Origin of the sequence: Fulvivirga ligni (assembly GCF_021389935.1) — a bacterium.
GTDB classification, from domain to species: Bacteria; Bacteroidota; Bacteroidia; order Cytophagales; family Cyclobacteriaceae; genus Fulvivirga; species Fulvivirga ligni.
This window is the reverse complement of record NZ_CP089979.1, coordinates 1264805-1284982: the sequence shown is the minus strand read 5'-3', so window position 1 is coordinate 1284982 and position 20178 is coordinate 1264805. Positions and strand designations below refer to the sequence as shown.

17 protein-coding genes are annotated in these 20178 nt (G+C 39.9%); 9 read left to right on the top strand and 8 right to left on the bottom strand.

Annotated elements, in window-relative coordinates:
* Nucleotides 1-108 precede the first annotated feature (108 nt).
* The 3 genes from fabG (at nucleotide 109) to LVD16_RS05725 (ending at nucleotide 4824) form a co-directional block, all read left to right on the top strand.
* On the top strand, nucleotides 109-855 hold the full coding sequence (fabG, locus tag LVD16_RS05735; protein WP_233772965.1) for a 3-oxoacyl-[acyl-carrier-protein] reductase: 747 nt from the start codon (nucleotides 109-111) through the stop codon (nucleotides 853-855).
* A gap of 53 nt (nucleotides 856-908) precedes the next feature.
* Entirely contained in the window at nucleotides 909-1478 is a 570-nt protein-coding gene (locus tag LVD16_RS05730) for a hypothetical protein (protein ID WP_233772964.1), read from the top strand.
* Between the two features lie 433 nt (nucleotides 1479-1911).
* Entirely contained in the window at nucleotides 1912-4824 is a 2913-nt protein-coding gene (locus LVD16_RS05725; RefSeq protein ID WP_233772963.1) for a glycoside hydrolase family 9 protein, read from the top strand.
* A 65-nt stretch (nucleotides 4825-4889) separates the two neighbouring features.
* On the opposite strand, the gene LVD16_RS05720 is transcribed toward LVD16_RS05725, so the two are convergent.
* Nucleotides 4890-6785 carry a carboxylesterase family protein gene (locus tag LVD16_RS05720; protein WP_233772962.1) on the bottom strand — a complete coding sequence of 632 codons (1896 nt, stop codon included), beginning with the start codon at nucleotides 6783-6785 and terminating at the stop codon, nucleotides 4890-4892.
* Between the two features lie 203 nt (nucleotides 6786-6988).
* On the opposite strand from LVD16_RS05720, the gene LVD16_RS05715 reads away from it, so the two are divergent.
* The 4 genes from LVD16_RS05715 to LVD16_RS05700 all read left to right on the top strand — a co-directional run bounded on the left by LVD16_RS05715 (nucleotide 6989) and on the right by LVD16_RS05700 (nucleotide 9624).
* Complete coding sequence (locus LVD16_RS05715; protein ID WP_233772961.1) at nucleotides 6989-7477, top strand: RNA polymerase sigma factor; 489 nt, start codon at nucleotides 6989-6991, stop codon at nucleotides 7475-7477.
* 7 nt (nucleotides 7478-7484) lie between these two features.
* A complete protein-coding gene (locus LVD16_RS05710) occupies nucleotides 7485-8138 on the top strand; it encodes a hypothetical protein (protein WP_233772960.1) in 654 nt (217 codons plus the stop codon).
* A gap of 64 nt (nucleotides 8139-8202) precedes the next feature.
* Nucleotides 8203-9180, top strand: coding sequence for a radical SAM protein (locus tag LVD16_RS05705; RefSeq protein ID WP_233772959.1), 978 nt, complete (start codon nucleotides 8203-8205; stop codon nucleotides 9178-9180).
* A gap of 237 nt (nucleotides 9181-9417) precedes the next feature.
* Nucleotides 9418-9624: a hypothetical protein gene (locus LVD16_RS05700; RefSeq protein WP_233772958.1), complete on the top strand. Its 207-nt coding sequence runs from the start codon at nucleotides 9418-9420 to the stop codon at nucleotides 9622-9624.
* A 60-nt stretch (nucleotides 9625-9684) separates the two neighbouring features.
* Here LVD16_RS05700 and LVD16_RS05695 read toward each other — a convergent pair whose 3' ends face one another.
* Genes LVD16_RS05695 through LVD16_RS05685 form a run of 3 tightly spaced genes read right to left on the bottom strand, consistent with a single transcriptional unit; the run spans nucleotide 9685 to nucleotide 13249 of the window.
* Nucleotides 9685-11934, bottom strand: a complete 2250-nt coding sequence (locus LVD16_RS05695; protein WP_233772957.1) for a BamA/TamA family outer membrane protein — start codon at nucleotides 11932-11934, stop codon at nucleotides 9685-9687.
* A complete protein-coding gene (locus LVD16_RS05690; RefSeq protein ID WP_233772956.1) occupies nucleotides 11873-12325 on the bottom strand; it encodes a hypothetical protein in 453 nt (150 codons plus the stop codon). The genes LVD16_RS05695 and LVD16_RS05690 overlap by 62 nt, the downstream gene beginning before the upstream one ends.
* Nucleotides 12326-12358: 33 nt before the next feature.
* Nucleotides 12359-13249, bottom strand: coding sequence for an SdiA-regulated domain-containing protein (locus LVD16_RS05685; RefSeq protein WP_233772955.1), 891 nt, complete (start codon nucleotides 13247-13249; stop codon nucleotides 12359-12361).
* 91 nt (nucleotides 13250-13340) lie between these two features.
* Here LVD16_RS05685 and hemE point away from each other — a divergent pair, with 91 nt between their 5' ends.
* Nucleotides 13341-14375 (top strand): uroporphyrinogen decarboxylase, encoded by a 1035-nt coding sequence (gene hemE / locus LVD16_RS05680; protein WP_233774575.1) that lies wholly within the window; start codon nucleotides 13341-13343, stop codon nucleotides 14373-14375.
* Between the two features lie 35 nt (nucleotides 14376-14410).
* Nucleotides 14411-14581: a hypothetical protein gene (locus tag LVD16_RS05675; RefSeq protein ID WP_233772954.1), complete on the top strand. Its 171-nt coding sequence runs from the start codon at nucleotides 14411-14413 to the stop codon at nucleotides 14579-14581.
* Between the two features lie 10 nt (nucleotides 14582-14591).
* On the opposite strand, the gene LVD16_RS05670 is transcribed toward LVD16_RS05675, so the two are convergent.
* The 4 genes from LVD16_RS05670 to LVD16_RS05655 all read right to left on the bottom strand — a co-directional run bounded on the left by LVD16_RS05670 (nucleotide 14592) and on the right by LVD16_RS05655 (nucleotide 20061).
* Nucleotides 14592-14948, bottom strand: coding sequence for an energy transducer TonB (locus LVD16_RS05670; RefSeq protein ID WP_233772953.1), 357 nt, complete (start codon nucleotides 14946-14948; stop codon nucleotides 14592-14594).
* Nucleotides 14945-16381, bottom strand: a complete 1437-nt coding sequence (locus LVD16_RS05665) for a hypothetical protein (RefSeq protein ID WP_233772951.1) — start codon at nucleotides 16379-16381, stop codon at nucleotides 14945-14947. Before LVD16_RS05665 ends, LVD16_RS05670 begins: the two co-directional genes overlap by 4 nt.
* Before the next feature lie 46 nt (nucleotides 16382-16427).
* Nucleotides 16428-19103: a TonB-dependent receptor gene (locus tag LVD16_RS05660; protein WP_233772949.1), complete on the bottom strand. Its 2676-nt coding sequence runs from the start codon at nucleotides 19101-19103 to the stop codon at nucleotides 16428-16430.
* A gap of 124 nt (nucleotides 19104-19227) precedes the next feature.
* Nucleotides 19228-20061, bottom strand: a complete 834-nt coding sequence (locus LVD16_RS05655) for a GLPGLI family protein (protein ID WP_233772947.1) — start codon at nucleotides 20059-20061, stop codon at nucleotides 19228-19230.
* Nucleotides 20062-20178: the final 117 nt, after the last annotated feature.

Sequence of the window (20178 nt, the reverse complement as noted above, 5' to 3'; positions counted from 1 at the left end):
TACAATTAGCACCAACATTGTTAAAGAAGAACAAAAAAGCTCGGGAATAATATTCATATCTGTATTTTTGCTGGTGATATTTAAAATAGAATAATAAAACGTATACAAATGAAATTATTAGAAGGCAAAACCGCGTTGGTAACCGGAGCTTCAAAAGGTATAGGAAGAGCCATTGCTCTAAAATATGCTGAGCAAGGAGCTAATGTTGCTTTCACTTATCTTTCTAGTGTAGAAAAAGGTGAAGCTTTAGAAAAAGAGTTGGCTGACAAAGGTGTTAAGGCCAAAGGTTATCGCTCGGATGCTTCTGATTTTGCTGCTGCTGAGCAGTTAATCAACGACGTAGTTGCAGAATTTGGATCTTTAGATATCCTTGTGAACAATGCAGGTATTACTAAAGATAACTTGCTTCTTAGAATAAATGAAGCTGATTGGGATTCTGTAATCAATATAAACTTGAAGTCTTGTTTTAACACAGTGAAAGCTGCTACTAAAACTATGATGAAGCAGAGAAGTGGTTCTATCATAAACATGACTTCTGTAGTAGGAATTAAGGGTAACGCCGGCCAGACCAACTATTCTGCTAGTAAAGCAGGTATTATCGGTTTCACTAAATCAGTAGCTTTAGAGCTTGGCTCAAGAGGTGTAAGATCTAACGCCATTGCTCCAGGATTTATAGAAACTGAAATGACTGATAAGCTTGACGAAAAAACGGTACAAGGATGGAGAGACGCTATCCCTTTGAAAAGAGGTGGTACTCCGGAAGATGTAGCTGAAGCTTGTGTATTCTTAGGATCTGATATGTCTTCATACATCTCAGGACAAGTACTACAGGTAGACGGTGGAATGCTTACCTAATAAAAATATAATCATTGGGTGTGCCGGCTTTAGGTGCACCCAATTTTTAGTTTATGAAATACCTTGCTTACCTCTCTGCTTTCTTAATTCTAGTCAGCTGTGCATCTAAACAGCACCCCACCAGCACTAGTAGTAGCTCAAATTCCGCAAAACCAACTACCTCCTCATTATCAGATACATATAATATCTTCGTAAAGGCGTATAACCTGAGTGAAGACATGAGTACTCTATCTACTCAAAATGATGAGCTCATGCTTTTGATATATGAGAATACTCAACAGCCAACTCTATCAAGCCCTTTACTAGCCAAAACACTTATTCTTTCCTCCTCAAATCGTGAAGTTAATATTCCTTTAAAACTGGACTCAAAACCTGAGCAACTGGTTATTTTCCTTTTAGAGATGGATACTGATAAAAACATTGAACAGATAGAGCCAGTAATCAGAGTTTACTATGAACAAATGATGAAAGATGGCCTAACCTATAATGATGTTTCCAAATACCTGGGAGATGATGATATTCTAGGATACTACAAAGGCGACTGGACCAAGAAAAAGCTTACCGTTTCATTTTCAGGAGTACAAAAGATGGATAGGTATGACTATGAGGTGAGTTTGGAATAGTTTGACAGATCAAATCTGATTTTAAAAATTAGAAGTTCAGATTTTATTTGGTCCATCACCTCTCTGACTATCAATTAATTGTAGTAAAAACATTTAATCAACCTTTCTCAACTGGCTCGTTTAGTGCCTTCTGCAACACTTTTGGCTTTTATCTCTCACAAAAAATCACTAAATTCAGTATAGTTATAATCAAAACTACCATAACCTAAACCTCATGCTTCTACTACTAAAAACCACTACTGTCTATTGGCCATTTTCACATCACTCTCGCAGAGATTTGCTGCGGACCTAGTGTTGTAATTACACAATCTTAGAAACTTAACCCGGCATACCAGCTACCCGGCATGCCACCTTATATTTTCAGAATTCACCATTCTGAACCTGAGATTATATTGTCTCAACCTAAACCATTTTTCACCTTAAACATATCCTTATGAAAACGTTAAGCACATTCGTGCTCATTTATCTCATGAGCATGCCCCTGGCATGGGCACAGTATAATTATGCCGAAGTTTTACAAAAATCAATGCTTTTTTACGAAGCTCAGGAATCCGGCCAGTTAAACAACAACCGCCTCAACTGGCGCGATGATTCTGCCCTGGATGACGGTGCCGATGTTGGCCATGACTTAACCGGTGGCTGGTATGATGCCGGAGACCATGTAAAGTTTGGCTTCCCGATGGCTTTTTCTGCCACTGTGCTGGCCTGGGGAGCAATAGAGTTTGAAGATGGCTATACCTCCACCAACCAGATGGCTTATCTAAAGAGAAATCTACGATGGGTAAATGATTATTTCATTAAGTGCCATACCGCTCCCAATGAATTTTGGGGACAGGTAGGCAACGGTGGAACAGACCATGCCTGGTGGGGCTCTGCAGAAGTAATGCAAATGGAAAGGCCATCATATAAAATAGATGCCAGCAACCCTGGCTCTGACCTGGCAGCCGAAACTGCTGCTGCCATGGCTGCAGCTAGTATCATCTTTGCTAATGATGACCCTGCCTATAGCAGTACTTTATTAGCACATGCAGAGCAACTATATAGTTTCGCTGACACCTACAGAGGCTCTTACTCTGATGCCATTACTGATGCGGCCGGCTACTATCGCTCATACAGTGGCTATAATGATGAATTAGTTTGGGGAGCTATTTGGTTATATAAAGCCACTGGCAATCAGAGCTACCTTACCAAGGCTACCAGCTATTACGCTAATTTGAGTAATGAAAGACAAAGTACCGACAAGTCTTACAAATGGGGACTAGCCTGGGATGATAAATCATATGGCTGTTATGTACTCATGGCTCAGCTTACTGGCAACGCTCAGTATAAAACTGATGCAGAGCGCCACCTGGACTACTGGACTGACGGCTACAATGGCAGCAGAATTACTTACACACCGGGAGGCTTAGCTTATCTGGATGTTTGGGGTGCTTTGAGGTACAGCCTGAATACCAGCTTTTTAGCTTTGGTTTATTCACCCCTGGCCACCTCCAGCGCCAAAGCCAGCAAATACTATGACTTTGCACTCTCACAAGCGCAATACGCTTTAGGCGATAATCCAAGAAATAGTAGCTACGTATGTGGTTATGGTACTAATCCACCATTAAATCCGCACCATAGAACGGCTCATGGTTGCTGGTCTAATAACCAGAACGGACCTCCTTCATTCACTCGTCATACCCTTTACGGAGCATTGGTCGGCGGACCTAACAATGATGATTCTTATGCGGATGAGCGCTCTAATTATGTAAATAATGAAGTGGCCTGTGACTACAATGCTGGTTTTTCAGGTGTAATGGCCAAACTCGTGGAAGACTTTGGCGGATCAGAGCTGAGCAGTTTTCCTACACCAGAAATACCTGGTGAAGAGTTCTTTACAGAAGCTAAACTCAATGCTCAAGGTCCTTCTCACACGGAATGGGCTGTTTGGATCTACAATCATACTGCATGGCCTTCTCGTATAGCAGACAATCATTCCTTCAGATTATTCATTAATATATCCGAAGGTGTTGCCGCTGGATATTCAGCATCGGATTACGTTGTAAGCACTAATAATGGAGGCATTGCTACCTATACCGGACTACAAGCCTGGGATGCCGCTAACAATATTTACTTCACGGAAGTAACACTAAGCCCATCAGTATTTTTATGGCCTGGGGGGCAGGGAGAATCCAGAAAAGAAGTGCAAATGAGGATTAGACTACCTTACGATGCACCTGCCAGCGCGTGGGATCCTTCTAATGACTACTCATATCAAGGAGTAGGGTCTGGATTAGCAAAAACTCCTAATATTCCATTGTATGTGGATGGGCAATTAGCTTTTGGTGAAGAACCAGGAGCTAGTGAGCCGGTGGATGTTAGTGGGGTATCATTATCTCCATCAAATGTGGAGCTTAGCCTGGGACAAACAGCAACACTCACGGCTACTGTAACTCCATCGAATGCAAGCAACAAGGCTGTTAGCTGGTCTTCAAGTGACACTGACGTGGCAACTGTTTCGGCCTCAGGAGTTGTGACTGCTCAGGGTGAAGGATCTGCTACCATTACCGTAACCACAGCAGATGGCGGATACACAGATACAAGTACCATCACGGTGACTGATGATCCTATTGAGCAATATACTCTAACTACCTCTGTAGTGGGGTCAGGAACAGTAAGCGTAAGCCCTGCGGGAGGCACATATGATGCTGGCACAGTGGTAACTTTAACAGCATCCGCATCGAGCGGATATCAGTTTGATGGCTGGTCTGGCAGCGTTAGCAGTACAGCTAATCCATTAAGTGTAACTGTGAATTCTAATCTCAGCATAACGGCTACCTTTAGTGAAGTTGATACACCGCCTACAGGTTGTGCAACATATACGCCAATCTCATTGCCGTATACTCAGGAAGGTAGTGGAGAATATTGCTGGGTAACATCAGGTAATATCAGCTATATTAACTCATGGAATTTAGTTGAACTTACTATTAATGGAGTGGATTATACAAACACTTGGTCTAACAGTATGCCTGCCAGGATAGATGGCAATTATTACATCCATTATTCAGGGAATTTCCCATGGTCTCATGCTGAATTTAACGGCGCATCTTCAAGTCTGTTAGCGAGTAATTTAGGAGATGCCACTCTATACCCGAATCCTGCTTCCAGTGAAATTCACCTGAAAGGAATAAAGGACTATTCACAGGTATTCATAATTACCACCACGGGACAAGTGGCTTTTGAAAGGAACTTAAGCCAGGAAGATGAGTTGACGATACCGGTAAATAATCTTAAGCCTGGTTTTTATATTATAAAACTGGCCAGTGATGATGAAGCCGTAACTTCTCATATTCTGATCGAAAAATAAAATAAGAAGCTGCCTTAAAAGATAGGGTAGCTATAGCTTTTAAGGCAGCTTCTTTTTAAAGTTTATTATTTCTGCATTATTTTCACTGTATGTGCCGTACCGTCAGATTTTAAGACTTTGTAAATAAACAAACCTTCTTTATTTACATATTCCCTCAAGCTTTTCACATCCTTAGATTCGCCTTCATAAGTAAACTCTTTGAGCTTATTTCCATAAGCATCAAAGACCGCTACAAAATCGCCATTATCTAATGCCACTTCTTCTTTCACCTTCATTTCTGAAAGACTATTAGCAACAGCGCTATTGGCACTGGTAGTGTTCACACCTCCATTTGTTAATCGGTTACTTACATAGAATTGGTTAGGCGCCTGAGTAATTGATGATGCTTCCCCTGACACCGCATAACTATCTCCGTACCATACAAAATCCTGACTACCCCCAATAAACTTGATTTCATCTACTCCAAAAACTCCATTACCTGCACCTGCTTTAGCTTTAAAGCTTACTGCCGATACTCCTCCGTTTTGCCATTTTGAGGCATCATGACCAAAGGCGGCTAATGGAATAGTCACGTTGGTCCAGCCAGAGCCAACATAGTTAGTATAATCCCCGATCATCAATGTTTTGGTCTGATAACCTACGGTAAGATTAATTTTCACCTCATCCCAATTAATTGATCCTGAGACACTTTTAAGTGAAAATCTAAGGTTGTTATTACCTGAATTTCTAACATCCTGCTGCTGGCTGTTGCTCTTGCTAGAGTTATAGTACATGGTCACTGCCTTTCCGGCACCATTGTTCAAGGTCATTTGTAACCAGTTTCCTGATTGGTTTCCACCTCCACCACCAGTTACTGTAACTGTAATCTCATCGTATGCTGTAGCCCACCTATTATCTCTTACTGTAAGTCTGAACTTATATGTACCTGGCAGGGACATGCCTGAAACATTCACATTGGCCTGATTAGCATTATTTAAGGTTGCGCTTCTAGGACCACTGCGCTGCGTCCAGGTGTAAGCGGCAATGCTGCCATCATAGTCTACTGCTTCACTGGTTAAAGTAACATTGGGACCTGTTACAGTGACATCATTACCCAAATCTACCACAGGAACTCTGTTAGGAGTAACATTACCATTAGCGCCGTCCTTATTGGTTAAAAACCATTGGTAAAGATTGGGTTTAAAATAATCATTGGTAGTATTATAAGCTGTATTCCAAACATAACCACTGTGACCATAACCTTCAAATACGGTAAATACTGGTGGCGGATAAGGGCCTGGTACACAAGCATTAATGTCATCAATCATTCCCTGATCAGCATTAAAACTCACTACATTATCCTGATCTCCGTGAAAAGCCCATAATGGCAAATCTTTCTCTACAAAATTACAGGCCAGGTAACGTCTCCCCATACCAGCTATTGGAGCAACCGCGGCTAAATGGTCATTAAAATAAAAGCTTCCTGAATTAGATAGGGCAAACTCATAGGTACCTATCCCCCCTAAGCTGAGCCCGGTGAGATAAACCATTTCTTCATCTATATTATAGGTCTGCATGGCATATTGAAGCCAGTTAGCCACAATGCTTTGATTCCAGTTACCTCCATCCAGCTGAGGTGATATTACTATGAAACACTGCTCTTCTCCATTCACCGTAAAGCACATGTTGGAGCCATTATTTATTTCTCTGGCTACACCTTCTCTTAGAACTTTATTCAGTTCAGTCCAGGGATCACTTTGATATCTTGTGTTTCCACAATTATTACTAAAGGCTACAGCTCCACATCCATGCAAAAACAGTATAAATGGATACGTTTCTGAGGAATTAGCATTGTAGCCAGGCGGCAGGTGTAACCAGTAATAGTTATCCGTGCCCGGCATCCTTTGCTTGGTCTGTTGCGCCGTAACTTGAGAGCCAACTAAAATTAACAACGACAGGGTTAGGTAAAAGATTTTTTTCATAAAATTTAATCTATAGTTTATATTACAAAAAGAACATGAGACCCCATATATAGTTATCAAACTACATTAAGATAAATTTTATAAACACCCCATTATCAGCTTATAATAGGATTTAGGCCATTTATTAAAAAAAATATTTTACTTACTGTGATTTTCCAGAGCACTCTGCGAATAATGAGGCAGAAACAAAATAGATTGGCTGTATGCAACCTGTCAAAAAAGAGTTTGTAGATATAATAGAAAAGCACAAAGGCATCATATACAAAATATGTAATGGCTACTGCAAAGAGGCTGATGACAGAGAGGATCTTGTACAGGATGTTATCGGCCATTTATGGAAAGCTTACCCTAAATATAATGCCGATTATAAGCTCTCTACCTGGATCTACCGCATAGCGTTGAATGTGGCCATTTCTTATTACCGCAAAGAGCAGACGAGAAAGAAATACATACAACCGATTCAGGAGCACACCTTCGAGGTAAGCGAGCAACCAGAAAATGAAAATATAAAACTGCTTAACCAATTTATAGCAGAGCTGGATGAGCTTAATAAAGCACTTATGATCTTATACCTTGATGGGAATAGCCATAAAGAAATAGCCGAGATACTCAATATTTCAGAAAGTAATGTAGGCACTAAGATCAGCCGAATAAAGATTCAACTAAAAGAAAAATTCAATAACTTAAAATAAAAACAACATGGAATTAGATAACATACAATCAGTTTGGCAGCAGTATAATCAGGAAATACAGGTTAACGTAAAACTCAATGCTGAAGCTGCCTTAAAACAAAAAGTGCAGGACGGCTTAAAGAAAGTACTGGCCTATAGAATAATAGAAGGTGCCATATTCATCGTCATTATATCCGGTCTCGTGGATTCCATCAAAGCTGAGCCTGCCTTTACAGCACCGATAGTATCTGCGGGCCTGTTATGCACGTTTGCCATTATTGGACTTATAGGTAGCATAGGCCAAGTGGTAATGATAAGTAAACTGGACTATTCCAGAGGCATAACCCGTGTACAAAAGCAATTAGAAAACATAAAAGCCCATGCTTTAGGTGTCTTCAAATTAATCCTGTGCACCATTCCATTCTGGATGGCCTATTTTTTCTTCGGCTTTAAATTAATTACAGGTTTTGATATTTTCCCGGAAGTAAATTCTACCTGGTTAATGAGCAACCTTATCTTCAGCGGTGTGCTTATGGTAGCAGTAGCTTATGTGGTAAGTCAGCTCTCATTTAAAAATATGCATAAGAAGTGGGTGAATAAATTAGTGACTCATGCGGTAGGTAGAGAGGTGGCAGAAGCCGCTTCTTTTATTGAAGAGATAGATAATTTTAAGCGAGACTAAACTGGCTGTAAGATTAATTAAAGGTAGCCATACGATTACCACCTCCGTTAGCTACCTTTAACCCATGCGCTTGATATCACATCCTATTCTTTGCAACTATTATGTCACCTATCGGTGTAATGCAAAATGCGGCTTTTGTGATATCTGGGAGAAGCCATCACCATATGTTGATCTGAAGTCTGCTGAGGAAAATTTTAAGGCACTAAAAAAGCTTGGTGTGAAGGTAATTGACTTCACAGGCGGTGAGCCCTTGCTACATCAGCAGCTGGACCAGCTACTTTCTTTGGCTAAGTCATATGGCTTTATCACCACCGTTACTACCAACTGCCTGCTATACCCAAAATATGCGGATAAGCTCAAAGGCCTTATCGACATGCTTCATTTCTCTCTGGACTCACCCCATGAGGAAGAGCACAATGAATCGAGGGGTGTCGCCTGCTATGATTTTATATTACAATCGCTCGCAAAGGCCAATGAGTTAGGAGAGCAGCCAGACATTCTGTTTACTGTTTTCGAGCATAATATTCATCAAATAGAAGAAGTGTATCAGAAGTTTTGTCTACCACAAAACCTTGTACTCATTCTTAACCCCATGTTTGAATATAACGATGTCAATACAGGCGAGTCATTTTCATCAGAAAGTTTAAAAACTTTAGCCAGCTGGTCAAAGAAGAAGAATGTTTACCTGAATGATGCCTTTATCCAGCTCAGGATGGATGGTGGAAACCACATTGACAAACCGGTGTGCAAAGCCGCCAGCTCCACTATTGTAATTTCTCCTTATAACGAACTTGTTTTACCATGCTATCATTTGGGGATTCAGTCTGTCAAAATTCAGAATGACCTCTATGAGCTTTACCAAACAGACAAGGTACAATCGCTGGTTGCTCAGGAAGGTAGGCTACCTGCCTGCGAAGGCTGTACTATAAACTGTTATATGCAACCCTCATTTGCTGTTGAAATGAATAAGTACTGGTGGAAGGCTCTGCCCAGCACCATTAAGTACAACCGCCTTAAAGGTACTTGGAAACAACTTTTCTGAAAACAGTAAAAATGCGGTAACCGCTACTTATAGATACACCGGTTAGTTCATCGGGATAATCTACCACTCATCGATGAAAAAATCATTTCTTCCGCCCACTCCGCAGTTTATCGCCTAAAAATGCAATTAGTTGGTTTATAAAGCAGCTTGTCTACCAAGCCCTTAAAATCTGCGGTAAAATGCGTTAATTAGTTAAGCTATTACAAAAATACCCAACTAACTATAAACAGTACTAAGATGAATGTAGAGGAAAAAGAGATCAAGTTGAAAAGAGCTTTAATTCTAGGTAACTTTTACCACAGAAAGGTGAAAATCGTGAAGGCGATTCATGAAGGTTATGAGACGATCATCGATACAATCATAGGCCTTAAGCAAGACTTAGTGTTGACTAAAGACGGTGGATTTATTCCTAGAAATTCAATCAAAACCATATACCAACTCTAGAAAAAACCTAACTCAATTCTGAATCCCGACCACTATCCTCAGTGATCGGGATTTTTTGTTTTAGAAGAGGTATCCCAACCTCAGATAGAAGAGTGTGTCCTCATCAGAATGTCCTACTTCAGCAGATACTACTGCCATATTAAATGGAGCCACCCAAATACCTCCACCATATCCTTTGTGCCACTTATCTGAATCTTCATCATTATACCACACCCTACCAAAATCATGAAAGCCAAGAATTCCGAAGCTTCCAGGAAAAATATAAGTTTTAAAAGTAAAGAGCTCCCAGCGCAACTCTACATTAGTAAACACTTTCTGCTCTCCATAAAAACGAGTTTTTCTAAAGCCTCTCAGCTCCGTTTTACCATCAAGAATTTGTGATTGGTAAAATTCGTAATCACCAAAGTTAGCCCCACCGCCCACTCTTACTGCCAGCGTAAGTGGATGAACAGTGTTAGTGCTATTGTAACTTGAAAGAGCGGCATTAAAAGCAGTATAGGTATTGCTAGAATTATAAATACCCCGCATCACGGCAAGGTCCGTATTTACATAAATTCCGGACAGAGGTAGTACAGGGTTATCTCGCCCGTCTATTAGCAGGTTAACTTTTCCTCCCATATAGTTTCTATACACGCCTACAAGATCTTTCGCAACCACAGCATCATAAGCGTAAATAAATCGCTCTTTATCAGACTCACTTTCTATTTCAAAAGATTGAAAAAGGTGAGAGATTGTAATCTTCCCTTTTTTACCTAAATTTTGAGACAGCCCGATATCTGTGGCTATTTCCTCAAACCTTAAGCGGTAATAATCGATAGGTCGTTCCAGCCCAAAAGTTTCCTCTGCACTTTTATCATAGACAGACTCGTTACCCATGCCGAAAAAGTTATTCACAAAATTCGGCCGTTTAATATCCAAGGTGGTATTCAAATCCCAGGTGCCAATGACATCAGTGAACTCACCTTTATATTTTAAGTTAAATGAAGTAGTTTTTATGGCATAGCTGCCCATTACCATATGTTTATTTCTGAAAGGTTCTTTTCTGAAACCATGATCAGTATAGACAAAGCCTCCACCTATAAATATGCCGTCATCCACATTATAATTACCTGTAAGCAAAGGCATTAGCACATTGTACTTGTATGACTTCCTATCATACACATTAACAGTAGTATCATTCTTGAACTTGTTTCGACCTTCATAACCTAAGGCTGCTTTGGTGCCCTCTTTAGTGTCATAAAAAATATTCCTTTTACCCCAACCAGCCACTTTAGAAGAATCTACAAATACGTCATCGCCATCGCCGCCAATCACCCTAATCTTCGGGCCTGAAGATGACTCGCCAGAAATATGAAACTCATCACTATCCCCGCGTCCATAAATCCGGATCTCATCCGTTTCTGAGGCATGAAAGGTTCTGTGGTAGATCTTTTTCTTCTGCTCACCATCCTTTTTCATTTTTCTTACGGTGACCTCCACATCATTATTCGCCTTTCTCTCTATTTTAAAATACTCGTGTTTATCCGTACCTACTACATCAACCGACTCGGCCAGAAACAAATAATGCTGCTCGGCATATTTTTCCAGATGATCTCTTCTCGATTTCAGTTTGGCAATGATTTCTTCCCCGTGCCATTGAAATATAGAATCTGGCCATTGACGAACCGCTTTCTCTATAACTTCATCGGTAATATTTTTCTTTAAATCCTGAGCCTGCTCTATCCAGTCTTTTTTAGAAAGATCAGTTAGAAATGATCTATCGAAGTACCTGGCATTAAAGCTTAATCCGGAAGGCCATCTAATATCATAGTCAAAGCCTTCCAACTTGGGTAAGGCCCATTTTCTACTCACTATTGAGGGAAGAAAACCTTCATTCACAAAAAAGGCCTGATCACGATCTCGGGGTATTGGTCTGTAGAGTTTTCCTTTTCCTTTTTTATCAAAAGAAGCCCATCGCCACTGGTCATCATGCCTGTCCCAGTCGCCGATTAGCATATCAAATAAGCGCGAACGCACTACAAATTTTTGATCTATTTCATCATCATTATCTTCTGCCAGCTTTTCTAATACTTTGGCTGTACTCATTATTTTTTCAGAGTTACCAAAATAATCAGCATCTGACCAGTCATCATCAGGACGCTCCTCATAAAGGGCTAGTGAATTTTCAAAAAGGGACTGATATTCCCCAAAGCTGGTATCTGCAGGAATGTAAACCAGCTGTGGATTAGTGTGATAGATGCCAGCAGCTTCAGCCAGAAAAGGAACCACGAACGCTCCGTAAGGATGTGAAGCTGAAATCTGATCTTGCACCAAATCCTGAGCAAAAGTTTTTTCTAATCATCTGAGGGATAGCGCCTTCAGCATACTTTTCAATGGTTCTAAGTACGTATTGCTTACCATTCTTAGCCTCCAACCTAAGAGATTTGGTCTGCTGTCCGCCCCCCTTTTGTACTATCACAAGCCCACCATGCTCCTCATTAATACGGAAGACTTTTACGGACAATGGCTGCTGCCACTCCTTTCGATAGTTTTCTCCCAGCATCTTTACCTTAAACTTGCTGTGAGTCTCATATTGCTCACTGGCAGAAGTAATAATAGAATCCGCCTTCTGAGCCTGAGCAGAAAGTCCCATAAACAAAAGAATACAAAGAACCAGGTATATATTTAAACGCTTCACCCCATATGTTTGATTAAGATTCATTAAGTTATACGGGTATAGCGGAAAAACAAAGGCTTAGTCCTGATATAATAGTTGAAATAGCTTGGCGCTTTTACCGGCACCCTCGCTAGAGATATATAACGTGCCATCTGGCGCAAAGCAGATACCTTCTGGCTGGCGATAGATATCATGATCCAGCTTAACCACTTCCTTCAGCTTGTAGCTTTTAGTAAAAACCACTAAAACATGATCCGCAGAGAGGAGATAAACATCGCCGGTTATGGGATGGACCGCTATTCCTGAAGGATCAAAATCTTTAACATTATCGAAGTATTTACGGTCTTTTATAAAGGCATCTAGCTCATCTTCCGTTATGCTAAAAGCCTCTTTTTTACTTACTTTCTTCTCTGAAAGATCAAAGCTATATACGGCCTTTCCATCCACTTCATTATCATCTACATCTCCGCTATTCTTACAGGCAATCAATAATTTTTCACCGTCATACCCCATGCCTTCCAGGTTATTTTTTGAGGAAAATTCAGTATCGATCTCCTCCGCATCTACTTCATCTTCATCAGGCATTTCAAAATAATAGAGGTCGCCATTACTTTTCATGACATAAACCGTTTGATTGACTATTTCCACACTTTCATAGTCGCCATCTTTATGGAACTTTATCTTTCTTTTAGTTTCACCAGTCTGAGAATCAATCAAATACAAATCACCATTCTCATCTTCAATGGTGGCCAGCGTACTTCTATCTACATATGCCAGCCCTGAGGTTTCTTCTAATTCATCTTCAAGCTTCAAATCCAGCGTAGGTTCATAAAATTTATAGCCTAACGCGGCCTCATCATAGTCCATATAGGTACTGTCTTTATCCGTAGTTTCAGAAAAAGTAACGCAATTATTGGTGAGCATGATCAGTGCCACCATCGATAAAAATAGTAATGTAAAAGTCCTCATATTTATAAATTCTACCCTCTCAACAAATCAAACAAATTTGAGTTTAAGAAAAAACGTTCTTCATTTTAATAAGATGGGATTATCTTTGCGCATGCTTTTAAAAAATGACCTTATTCTCCGCACTATTAAAGGAGAAAAAACGGAACGAACCCCAGTTTGGTTAATGAGACAAGCTGGCAGAATTTTACCTGAGTACAGAGCGGTGAGAGGTGCCCTTAGTGGCTTTAAAGAGTTGGTAGAAACTCCTGAAAAGGCAGCCGAGGTCACTATTCAGCCAGTGGATATTCTCGGGGTAGATGCCGCCATTATTTTCTCTGACATTTTGGTTATCCCCGAAGCGATGGGGCTTACTTATGAAATGGTAGAGAAAAAAGGTCCGAGCTTCCCTAAAACCATTAAAAGCAAAGGTGATGTAGATCAACTAAAGGTAGCCGAAGCAGAAGATCTGCACTACACCATCGATGCCATTAAAATCACAAAACAGGAGCTGAACGGTCGTGTGCCATTGATCGGATTTGCCGGTGCACCTTGGACTATATTTGCCTATATGGTTGAAGGTGGCGGCAGCAAAACCTTTTCAAAAGCCAGAGCCATGCTCTATACTGAGCCAGAAATGGCGCATCAGCTTTTACAGAAAATTACAGACAGCACCATCAATTACCTAAAAGGACAAATAGCCGCTGGCGCTGATTTCATTCAAATATTTGATTCTTGGGCTGGTATCTTATCTCCTGCACAGTACGAAACATTTAGCTTACCGTACATCTCACAGATTTGTGATGCCATAACAGAAGTACCAAAAACAGTTTTTGCCAAGGATGCATACTTCGCAAGACAAGCCCTAGGCAAGGTAAACTGCAATACCATCGGCCTTGACTGGTGTATGGACGTGAAAGAATCCAGAGCACTGATAGGACCAGATAAAGTGCTACAAGGAAATCTTGATCCTTGTGTGCTTTACGGATCTGAAAATGATATTAAAGAAGCCGTGAAAAACATGCTTGAAGCCTTTGGACCTTATAAGCACATAGCCAACCTTGGTCATGGCGTATATCCTGACACAGACCCTGGCAAGGTGAAGTTTTTTGTAGAAACGGTGAAGGAATTGAGTAAGGGGATGAGGTAGTCTCCTTGCTGTTTTAAGCACGCAAAAAAATCTATATGTACCACAAACTCCTGTTTCTAGGCGCTTTAATCTTTCTCGCCACTTTTGCGATTCTTCGTGAAGTGTATGACATCTATGCCAATTATACTTATGTTTTTCTAATACTGTCTTTGGGTTGTATTATTGGCAGGAGGGTGCTGGTTTATAAGGAGAAGCAGAGGGAGTAAGAAGAAATAGTCATTCATTCCATCGAAAAGGAATTGCAATAGACTTCCTAACCTCAACCGCATTATTATCTCTTATAGCAGGGTGATATTTTAACCTTTTCACAATTACAGTGGCAATTGAATCTGCTTTAGGACAAATACCTTTAGCAACCGTTACTTTTCCAACATTTCCATCCTCCTTAATTATATAATCTAAGTGAACCTTTCTTTTTTCCTCACACTTGAATTTAAGGGTTGTTTCATCCTGAATAGCTTGAAACAAACTATCTACACTTCCTATCAAGCGAGCATCCTGAGAATGGTTCTGAGATTTACAGCTTGTCATAGAAAGCATTAATATTGATGTAATAAATACGAATTTTTTCATAAACAATCATTCAAATTAAAAATAGCCTCAGGTTTTTTTTGATAGTCAATTGGAAAGTTATACTCAGGCTTGAGCTGAATAAATTGTTCCATGAATTGGAAATATTTCCCACTCATATCTGTCCATATGGGCATTTTAGAATACCAATCTGTAATTTCTCGAATCCAATCAACATACTCTTCCTGAATTTCAGGATCCCAAAAAGCAATACAACATTGACCTCCATGGCTGAGGTCATGGAAAAGTTTTGCCTCAAACTCTACGTTCGATCGACCTAAATTAGATGGAAGCCCATTATAAAATAAATCTTGATAAACATGAAAAAACTCCTCACCAAATACTGTTTCATCTATATCTTGATTATCTCGAAAGAATATGGTTTCATTAGATGAAACATATTCCCCCGGGGAGCCCGTACTAGTTCCCATTTTAAAACACAACTCCTTTCCGTGATCGATATTATATTGATATATTTGATTATTTAGGCAGCTAGCTAAATATTCGGCAGTCAAATATTCCTTTACTACGTTTCTTAATTTTTCTAACTGTGTATCATCTAAATCTTCACACTTCATAATATCTTGTAATGGATCTTGTACTTGACGTACACAATCACCATTTTCATCCATAATATAACCCTCACCACAATCTTCTATGGGTTCTCCAACACCGGGGCCAGAACATGAATCTCCAGCTCCATTTCCAGGAGGGTAAGAACTATTATCCCCACCTCCTCCAGTATTATCACTTCCGTCAGATCCTCCCTCTGTCCCTCCGTGCTCCATACAAATTGTTTCTGAATAGCTATAATTACATGAAGTTTCATCAATCCCATAGTCTGGCACGAAAACATTTTGACATTCATAATAGTCTATCGTATAGCAATCCAAATACATCCTATTATCTCTACTACCACCGTTCACATTTAACCTACTAGCAATCCCATTTTCAAAAGTATAAGCGTCAACCGTTTCTCCACTTAACTTTTGTACAAATTGAACCCCAGAAAAACAATCAGGATCAAGACGAGCAGTAGATGATTCCAAAATTGGAATTGAAATAATTCTTCTTACAAAATAATTATCGCCTATTTTTTTCATCATAATATAACTTATATCCGCTAGTGGCATTTGAAGACCATCAGTCTTAGCCACCAAGGTATTATTAAAATGGAAAGGAATTATCAATTGAGCGTCATCCATTTTATTGAAATGAGCGCCCTCCCAGTGCAATTGCATTAATTTAGACCGCCCTGACTTCAATGAAAATCGACCGAAAAGCTCTTCCCTATTCTGATTAAAATATTCACGAGCGTATCCAATCTCTAAATCTAAATTTGAACTAACATCAACTTCCTTATCATCGTTGCAGGATAGAATGATAAATATTATTAGTATTACCGATAAGAGGTCTATTTTTAATAATTTAGGCATTCACATTACATTTTAACTAGCAAAGTACTAAATTAAATAAAAATAATCACAAATCATATTTCACAGAAAACACCACATAACGCTGCTGAATATAATATTCAAAGGTGCTTATTAAATTGGCGTTGAAGCTGTTCCTCTGTACACCGAGCGTGTTGAGTAAATTATAGCCTACCAGGTTAAATTCCCATGCAGAGGAAGGTTTATGAATTCTAATAGAGGCATCCCAAAGCATGAACTTACTAGTGGTTTGGGTGTCTGTATTTTTGTAGGCATTATACCTATATTCTGTGTTGAGGTTTAGCGACTTAGTTACATCCAAATCTAATCTCACAAAAGGATTATAAGTAGTAAAAGAATTATTGGCCACAGTAGATTTATAATTATTAAACTGATGGCTGTAACCGACTTTTACATCCAACTTTTTAAAGAAGGTAGTAGCCAAAGAGGCTTTGTAAGTCTGACTGATGCTATTGTTTTTTACTAAATCACCTTCCACTTCATTATTGCTGGTGTTCGCCGTTACTTCTGCTGAGCCACTGATTTTAAACTGATTAAATCTTTTATCTGCCTGCAGCATACCACTAAAATTCTCATTAATCAGATGAGCATTATAGACACCATTAATACGTTGTAAATCGGAGAAATTAGAAGTACTGGCAAAGTCATCAGCCTTGTGGTTATAACTCACATTACCAAACATATTCATACCACCGAAGAGGTTGAAATAGTTATAATACATTGATAATGAATGATATAAACCATATTTCAAAAATGGATTCCCTTGGTACAGCGCATTATAATCCGAAATGATCAGGCCATTCATCTGCTTTTCTATGTCAGCAAATTCTGCATTCATACCATATCTGAAGGTCAAACTTTGAGTACTTCTTATAGACCATTTGGCGTACATGGATGGTAAAACCATTACCGGTCTATTAGTGATATCCACAGTTTGCTGCACATTCTTTACTTGGTACTGATGCAGATACAAAGAAGGACTTAAGACCAATGGTCCCCATTTCATTTTATAAGATACACCGCCGAAAAGATCGGAGAAATGATAATCGGCATCTATCAAAAAAACACCTGAATCCAGTTGAGTCGAAGCACCACTCTCCTGCTCATGGTAAATATCTGAGGTATAATTTTGCCTCAGGTATCGATATCCCAGTGAGAGGTTTATATGATTGGTTTTATTTAAAACGCGGTAATAATTAAATGCTGACACCGCTTTCTGACTACTGATATTCCGAGACTGGCGTAGAGCCCGAACATCAGCATCCAGAAAAGTGGGAAACAACGGCTGATCACCACTCAGTCGTAAAAATGGGTCTTTTGATTGATATGAATACTTTGCTTCCATGGAAAACACATTCTTTTCATTAGGCGTATGATACCATTCTATTTGCTGATCAATGCTCAAAGGATTCTGCTTTTCCCTTTCCTGAATAGCTGATGTTTGCTCAGGAAACTGCGACAATTGATTATTATCAGATGTCTGTGCCGCCCCTTTTCCAAAAAGGCTGTACTTAATGTACGTCTCCTCCCGAGGAGTATAAGTTGCCGAATATTTCAGCAGCCCTGACTGGTTTGTGGTAGACAGATCAGTTTGCAATAGCTCTTCAGAGGTAATATCCTCTCTCAAATATCTTCTTTGCGACAAGCTACCAAAAGTATTTTTTGATTCTGAACCAATAAAAAAAGCCGAATGGCGCCACTTCTTACTGGGATTATAGTTAAAATTTAGAGCTCCAAGTTTGGTCTCTAAATCCCGTGCGCTTTCCTTATTGGCCATCGGAAAACCTAAATCACTAGATGATATATTTACATCTGCCCCCGAATGTGAGGCTATTTCTCCAAGCCCACCGCTAAATCGGAAATAATCCTGCATAGTAAAAGGCTGCTCTCCAATATTATTAGCATCACCGATGAAATTCACATTTACCTTTGGACTATAGTAAAAAACATTCCCATGTCCGGCATACCTTGCTTCAGGCCCTACGCCAAGCGAAACATCACCAAAAACCAGGTTCTTTTTTCCATCCTTCAGCTGAATGTTCAGCGCAAGATTATCATCATTTGATAAACCATTCATAGGCGATACTTCATTGTAATCTTTTAGCACCTGCACCCTGTCGACGGCATTGGCAGGCAGGTTTTTAGTTGCCATTTTTGTGTCTCCATCAAAAAACTGCTTACCATCTACTAACACCTTATTCACCTTCTTCCCTTGCACTTTCACATCGCCATTATCATCCACCTCTATCCCCGGCAGCTTTTCCAGCACATCTCCCAATTTTCTTTCTCTGCCGTTGGTAAAGGCGTCAGCTTTATAAATTAAGGTGTCTCCCGACATGGTTACAGGCATTTCCTCCACCACCTCCACGGCATCCAGGTAGCTGGTAGACTGACTCAACTCAATCAAAAGGTTCTCTCTATCAGCATTTTGAGTGGTTAGCTCCTCTTCAAAAGTAGCATAGCCGATAAAAGAAACCTTTAATAAATAACGAGTATTCCTGGCCAGCGATAATTTGAACCTTCCCTCAGCATCCGAAACCGCGAAAGAGGTAACTGCATTGGTTTCAGGGTTAGTAGCCAGCACATTAGCATAGGCAATGGGTGATCTCAAAGAATCGATCACCCTGCCCGTGAGCACTATATTTTGAGCTTTGACCTTAAAAGCGCAAAAACTTAATAAAATGAGTAGAGTATAGCGGAGCATGGATTTGTGTTGTTGTTGGTTATTTCGAGAGAGAGCGGTAGTCAAGTAAAGAGGTTGCTCTTGCTTTAGCAGTAGTAAAGAGGTTACTCTTTCGAAGTGGTAAGAGTAACCTCTTTACTACTGATCAGCCGCTCGTTCTTATTTCGATAATATTTTCACCATCTCCGCCGTTGTAGCGCTTCATCATTTCTTCCATCTTCTTCTCAGAGATGGCTCTGTATTCCTCTGATGTCACTACTTTTCCTTTGGTGGGTCTTTCTATTTTCACTGGCTCGGTGGGATTCAGGATCACTTTGGTGCAGATCACTACTCTATTGCCGGTGTTGACCTCCAATATAAGACCGGGCAAACCTGTGTATTCCTGCGGACCATGGGCTACTGGAATATCCGGGGTAAACCAAACTACTGTTTTAATAGTATCCTGAGTTACTTCCATCTCCGTCATTCCGGTTGAAAATTTCTTGGCCTCCACTATCCTTGTGCTTATAGCTTTCTGACATTTATAATTTCCAATGGTCTTGGTCTCATTAGTAAGTACCCAGTTATAATTCCGAAGTGAATCTTTAACTATGAATTTTTTACCCATCAGATCAGAGCCTCTTTCAAACTGCTTCATAGGCAGGTTTTTATAAAGGACTTCATCGGAAGAATTATCGACAATCATAAGTTCCATGCCATTGCCTGAAGCTTTGGCTGGCCCACTATTTAAGGATTCTACCTGCTTCCAACTAGATTCAGTGGTGTTAAAAACGAGCGTATATTCTTTCTGCATCTTCTTCTTAAGCTCATTTTGGATTCTTGTTATCTCTTCAAGAGGCACCTGTGTGCTGTCCATAGATATATGGATAGAAGAGCTAGTTGTATAAGTAGCAATGCCTGAAAAATTCTGGGCTGATACCTTATAGCTAAAGAATGAAATCAAAAAGATGCTGAAGAGTAATCGGGTAAATGTTGTCATGATGTTTGAATGTTGATCTTTAGCAAACAAAATGGAAAGAGTCTTAAGACTGGGTTAACTAGTGTTAACGAGTGTTAACCGACTGATGAAAGGCCAATTACTTCCTTATATTTGGTA

Excerpts from the sequence above, each read along its gene's own strand:
- LVD16_RS05655 (WP_233772947.1), bottom strand. The coding sequence starts at position 20,061 with ATGACAACATTTACCCGATTACTCTTCAGCATCTTTTTGATTTCATTC.
- LVD16_RS05730 (WP_233772964.1), top strand. The coding sequence starts at position 909 with ATGAAATACCTTGCTTACCTCTCTGCTTTCTTAATTCTAGTCAGCTGT.
- LVD16_RS05710 (WP_233772960.1), top strand. The coding sequence starts at position 7,485 with ATGGAATTAGATAACATACAATCAGTTTGGCAGCAGTATAATCAGGAA.
- LVD16_RS05690 (WP_233772956.1), bottom strand. The coding sequence starts at position 12,325 with ATGAATCTTAATCAAACATATGGGGTGAAGCGTTTAAATATATACCTG.
- LVD16_RS05700 (WP_233772958.1), top strand. The coding sequence starts at position 9,418 with ATGAATGTAGAGGAAAAAGAGATCAAGTTGAAAAGAGCTTTAATTCTA.
- LVD16_RS05670 (WP_233772953.1), bottom strand. The coding sequence starts at position 14,948 with ATGAAAAAATTCGTATTTATTACATCAATATTAATGCTTTCTATGACA.
- hemE (WP_233774575.1), top strand. The coding sequence starts at position 13,341 with ATGCTTTTAAAAAATGACCTTATTCTCCGCACTATTAAAGGAGAAAAA.
- LVD16_RS05725 (WP_233772963.1), top strand. The coding sequence starts at position 1,912 with ATGAAAACGTTAAGCACATTCGTGCTCATTTATCTCATGAGCATGCCC.
- LVD16_RS05720 (WP_233772962.1), bottom strand. The coding sequence starts at position 6,785 with ATGAAAAAAATCTTTTACCTAACCCTGTCGTTGTTAATTTTAGTTGGC.
- fabG (WP_233772965.1), top strand. The coding sequence starts at position 109 with ATGAAATTATTAGAAGGCAAAACCGCGTTGGTAACCGGAGCTTCAAAA.
- LVD16_RS05675 (WP_233772954.1), top strand. The coding sequence starts at position 14,411 with ATGTACCACAAACTCCTGTTTCTAGGCGCTTTAATCTTTCTCGCCACT.
- LVD16_RS05685 (WP_233772955.1), bottom strand. The coding sequence starts at position 13,249 with ATGAGGACTTTTACATTACTATTTTTATCGATGGTGGCACTGATCATG.
- LVD16_RS05705 (WP_233772959.1), top strand. The coding sequence starts at position 8,203 with ATGCGCTTGATATCACATCCTATTCTTTGCAACTATTATGTCACCTAT.
- LVD16_RS05715 (WP_233772961.1), top strand. The coding sequence starts at position 6,989 with ATGCAACCTGTCAAAAAAGAGTTTGTAGATATAATAGAAAAGCACAAA.
- LVD16_RS05665 (WP_233772951.1), bottom strand. The coding sequence starts at position 16,381 with ATGCCTAAATTATTAAAAATAGACCTCTTATCGGTAATACTAATAATA.
- LVD16_RS05660 (WP_233772949.1), bottom strand. The coding sequence starts at position 19,103 with ATGCTCCGCTATACTCTACTCATTTTATTAAGTTTTTGCGCTTTTAAG.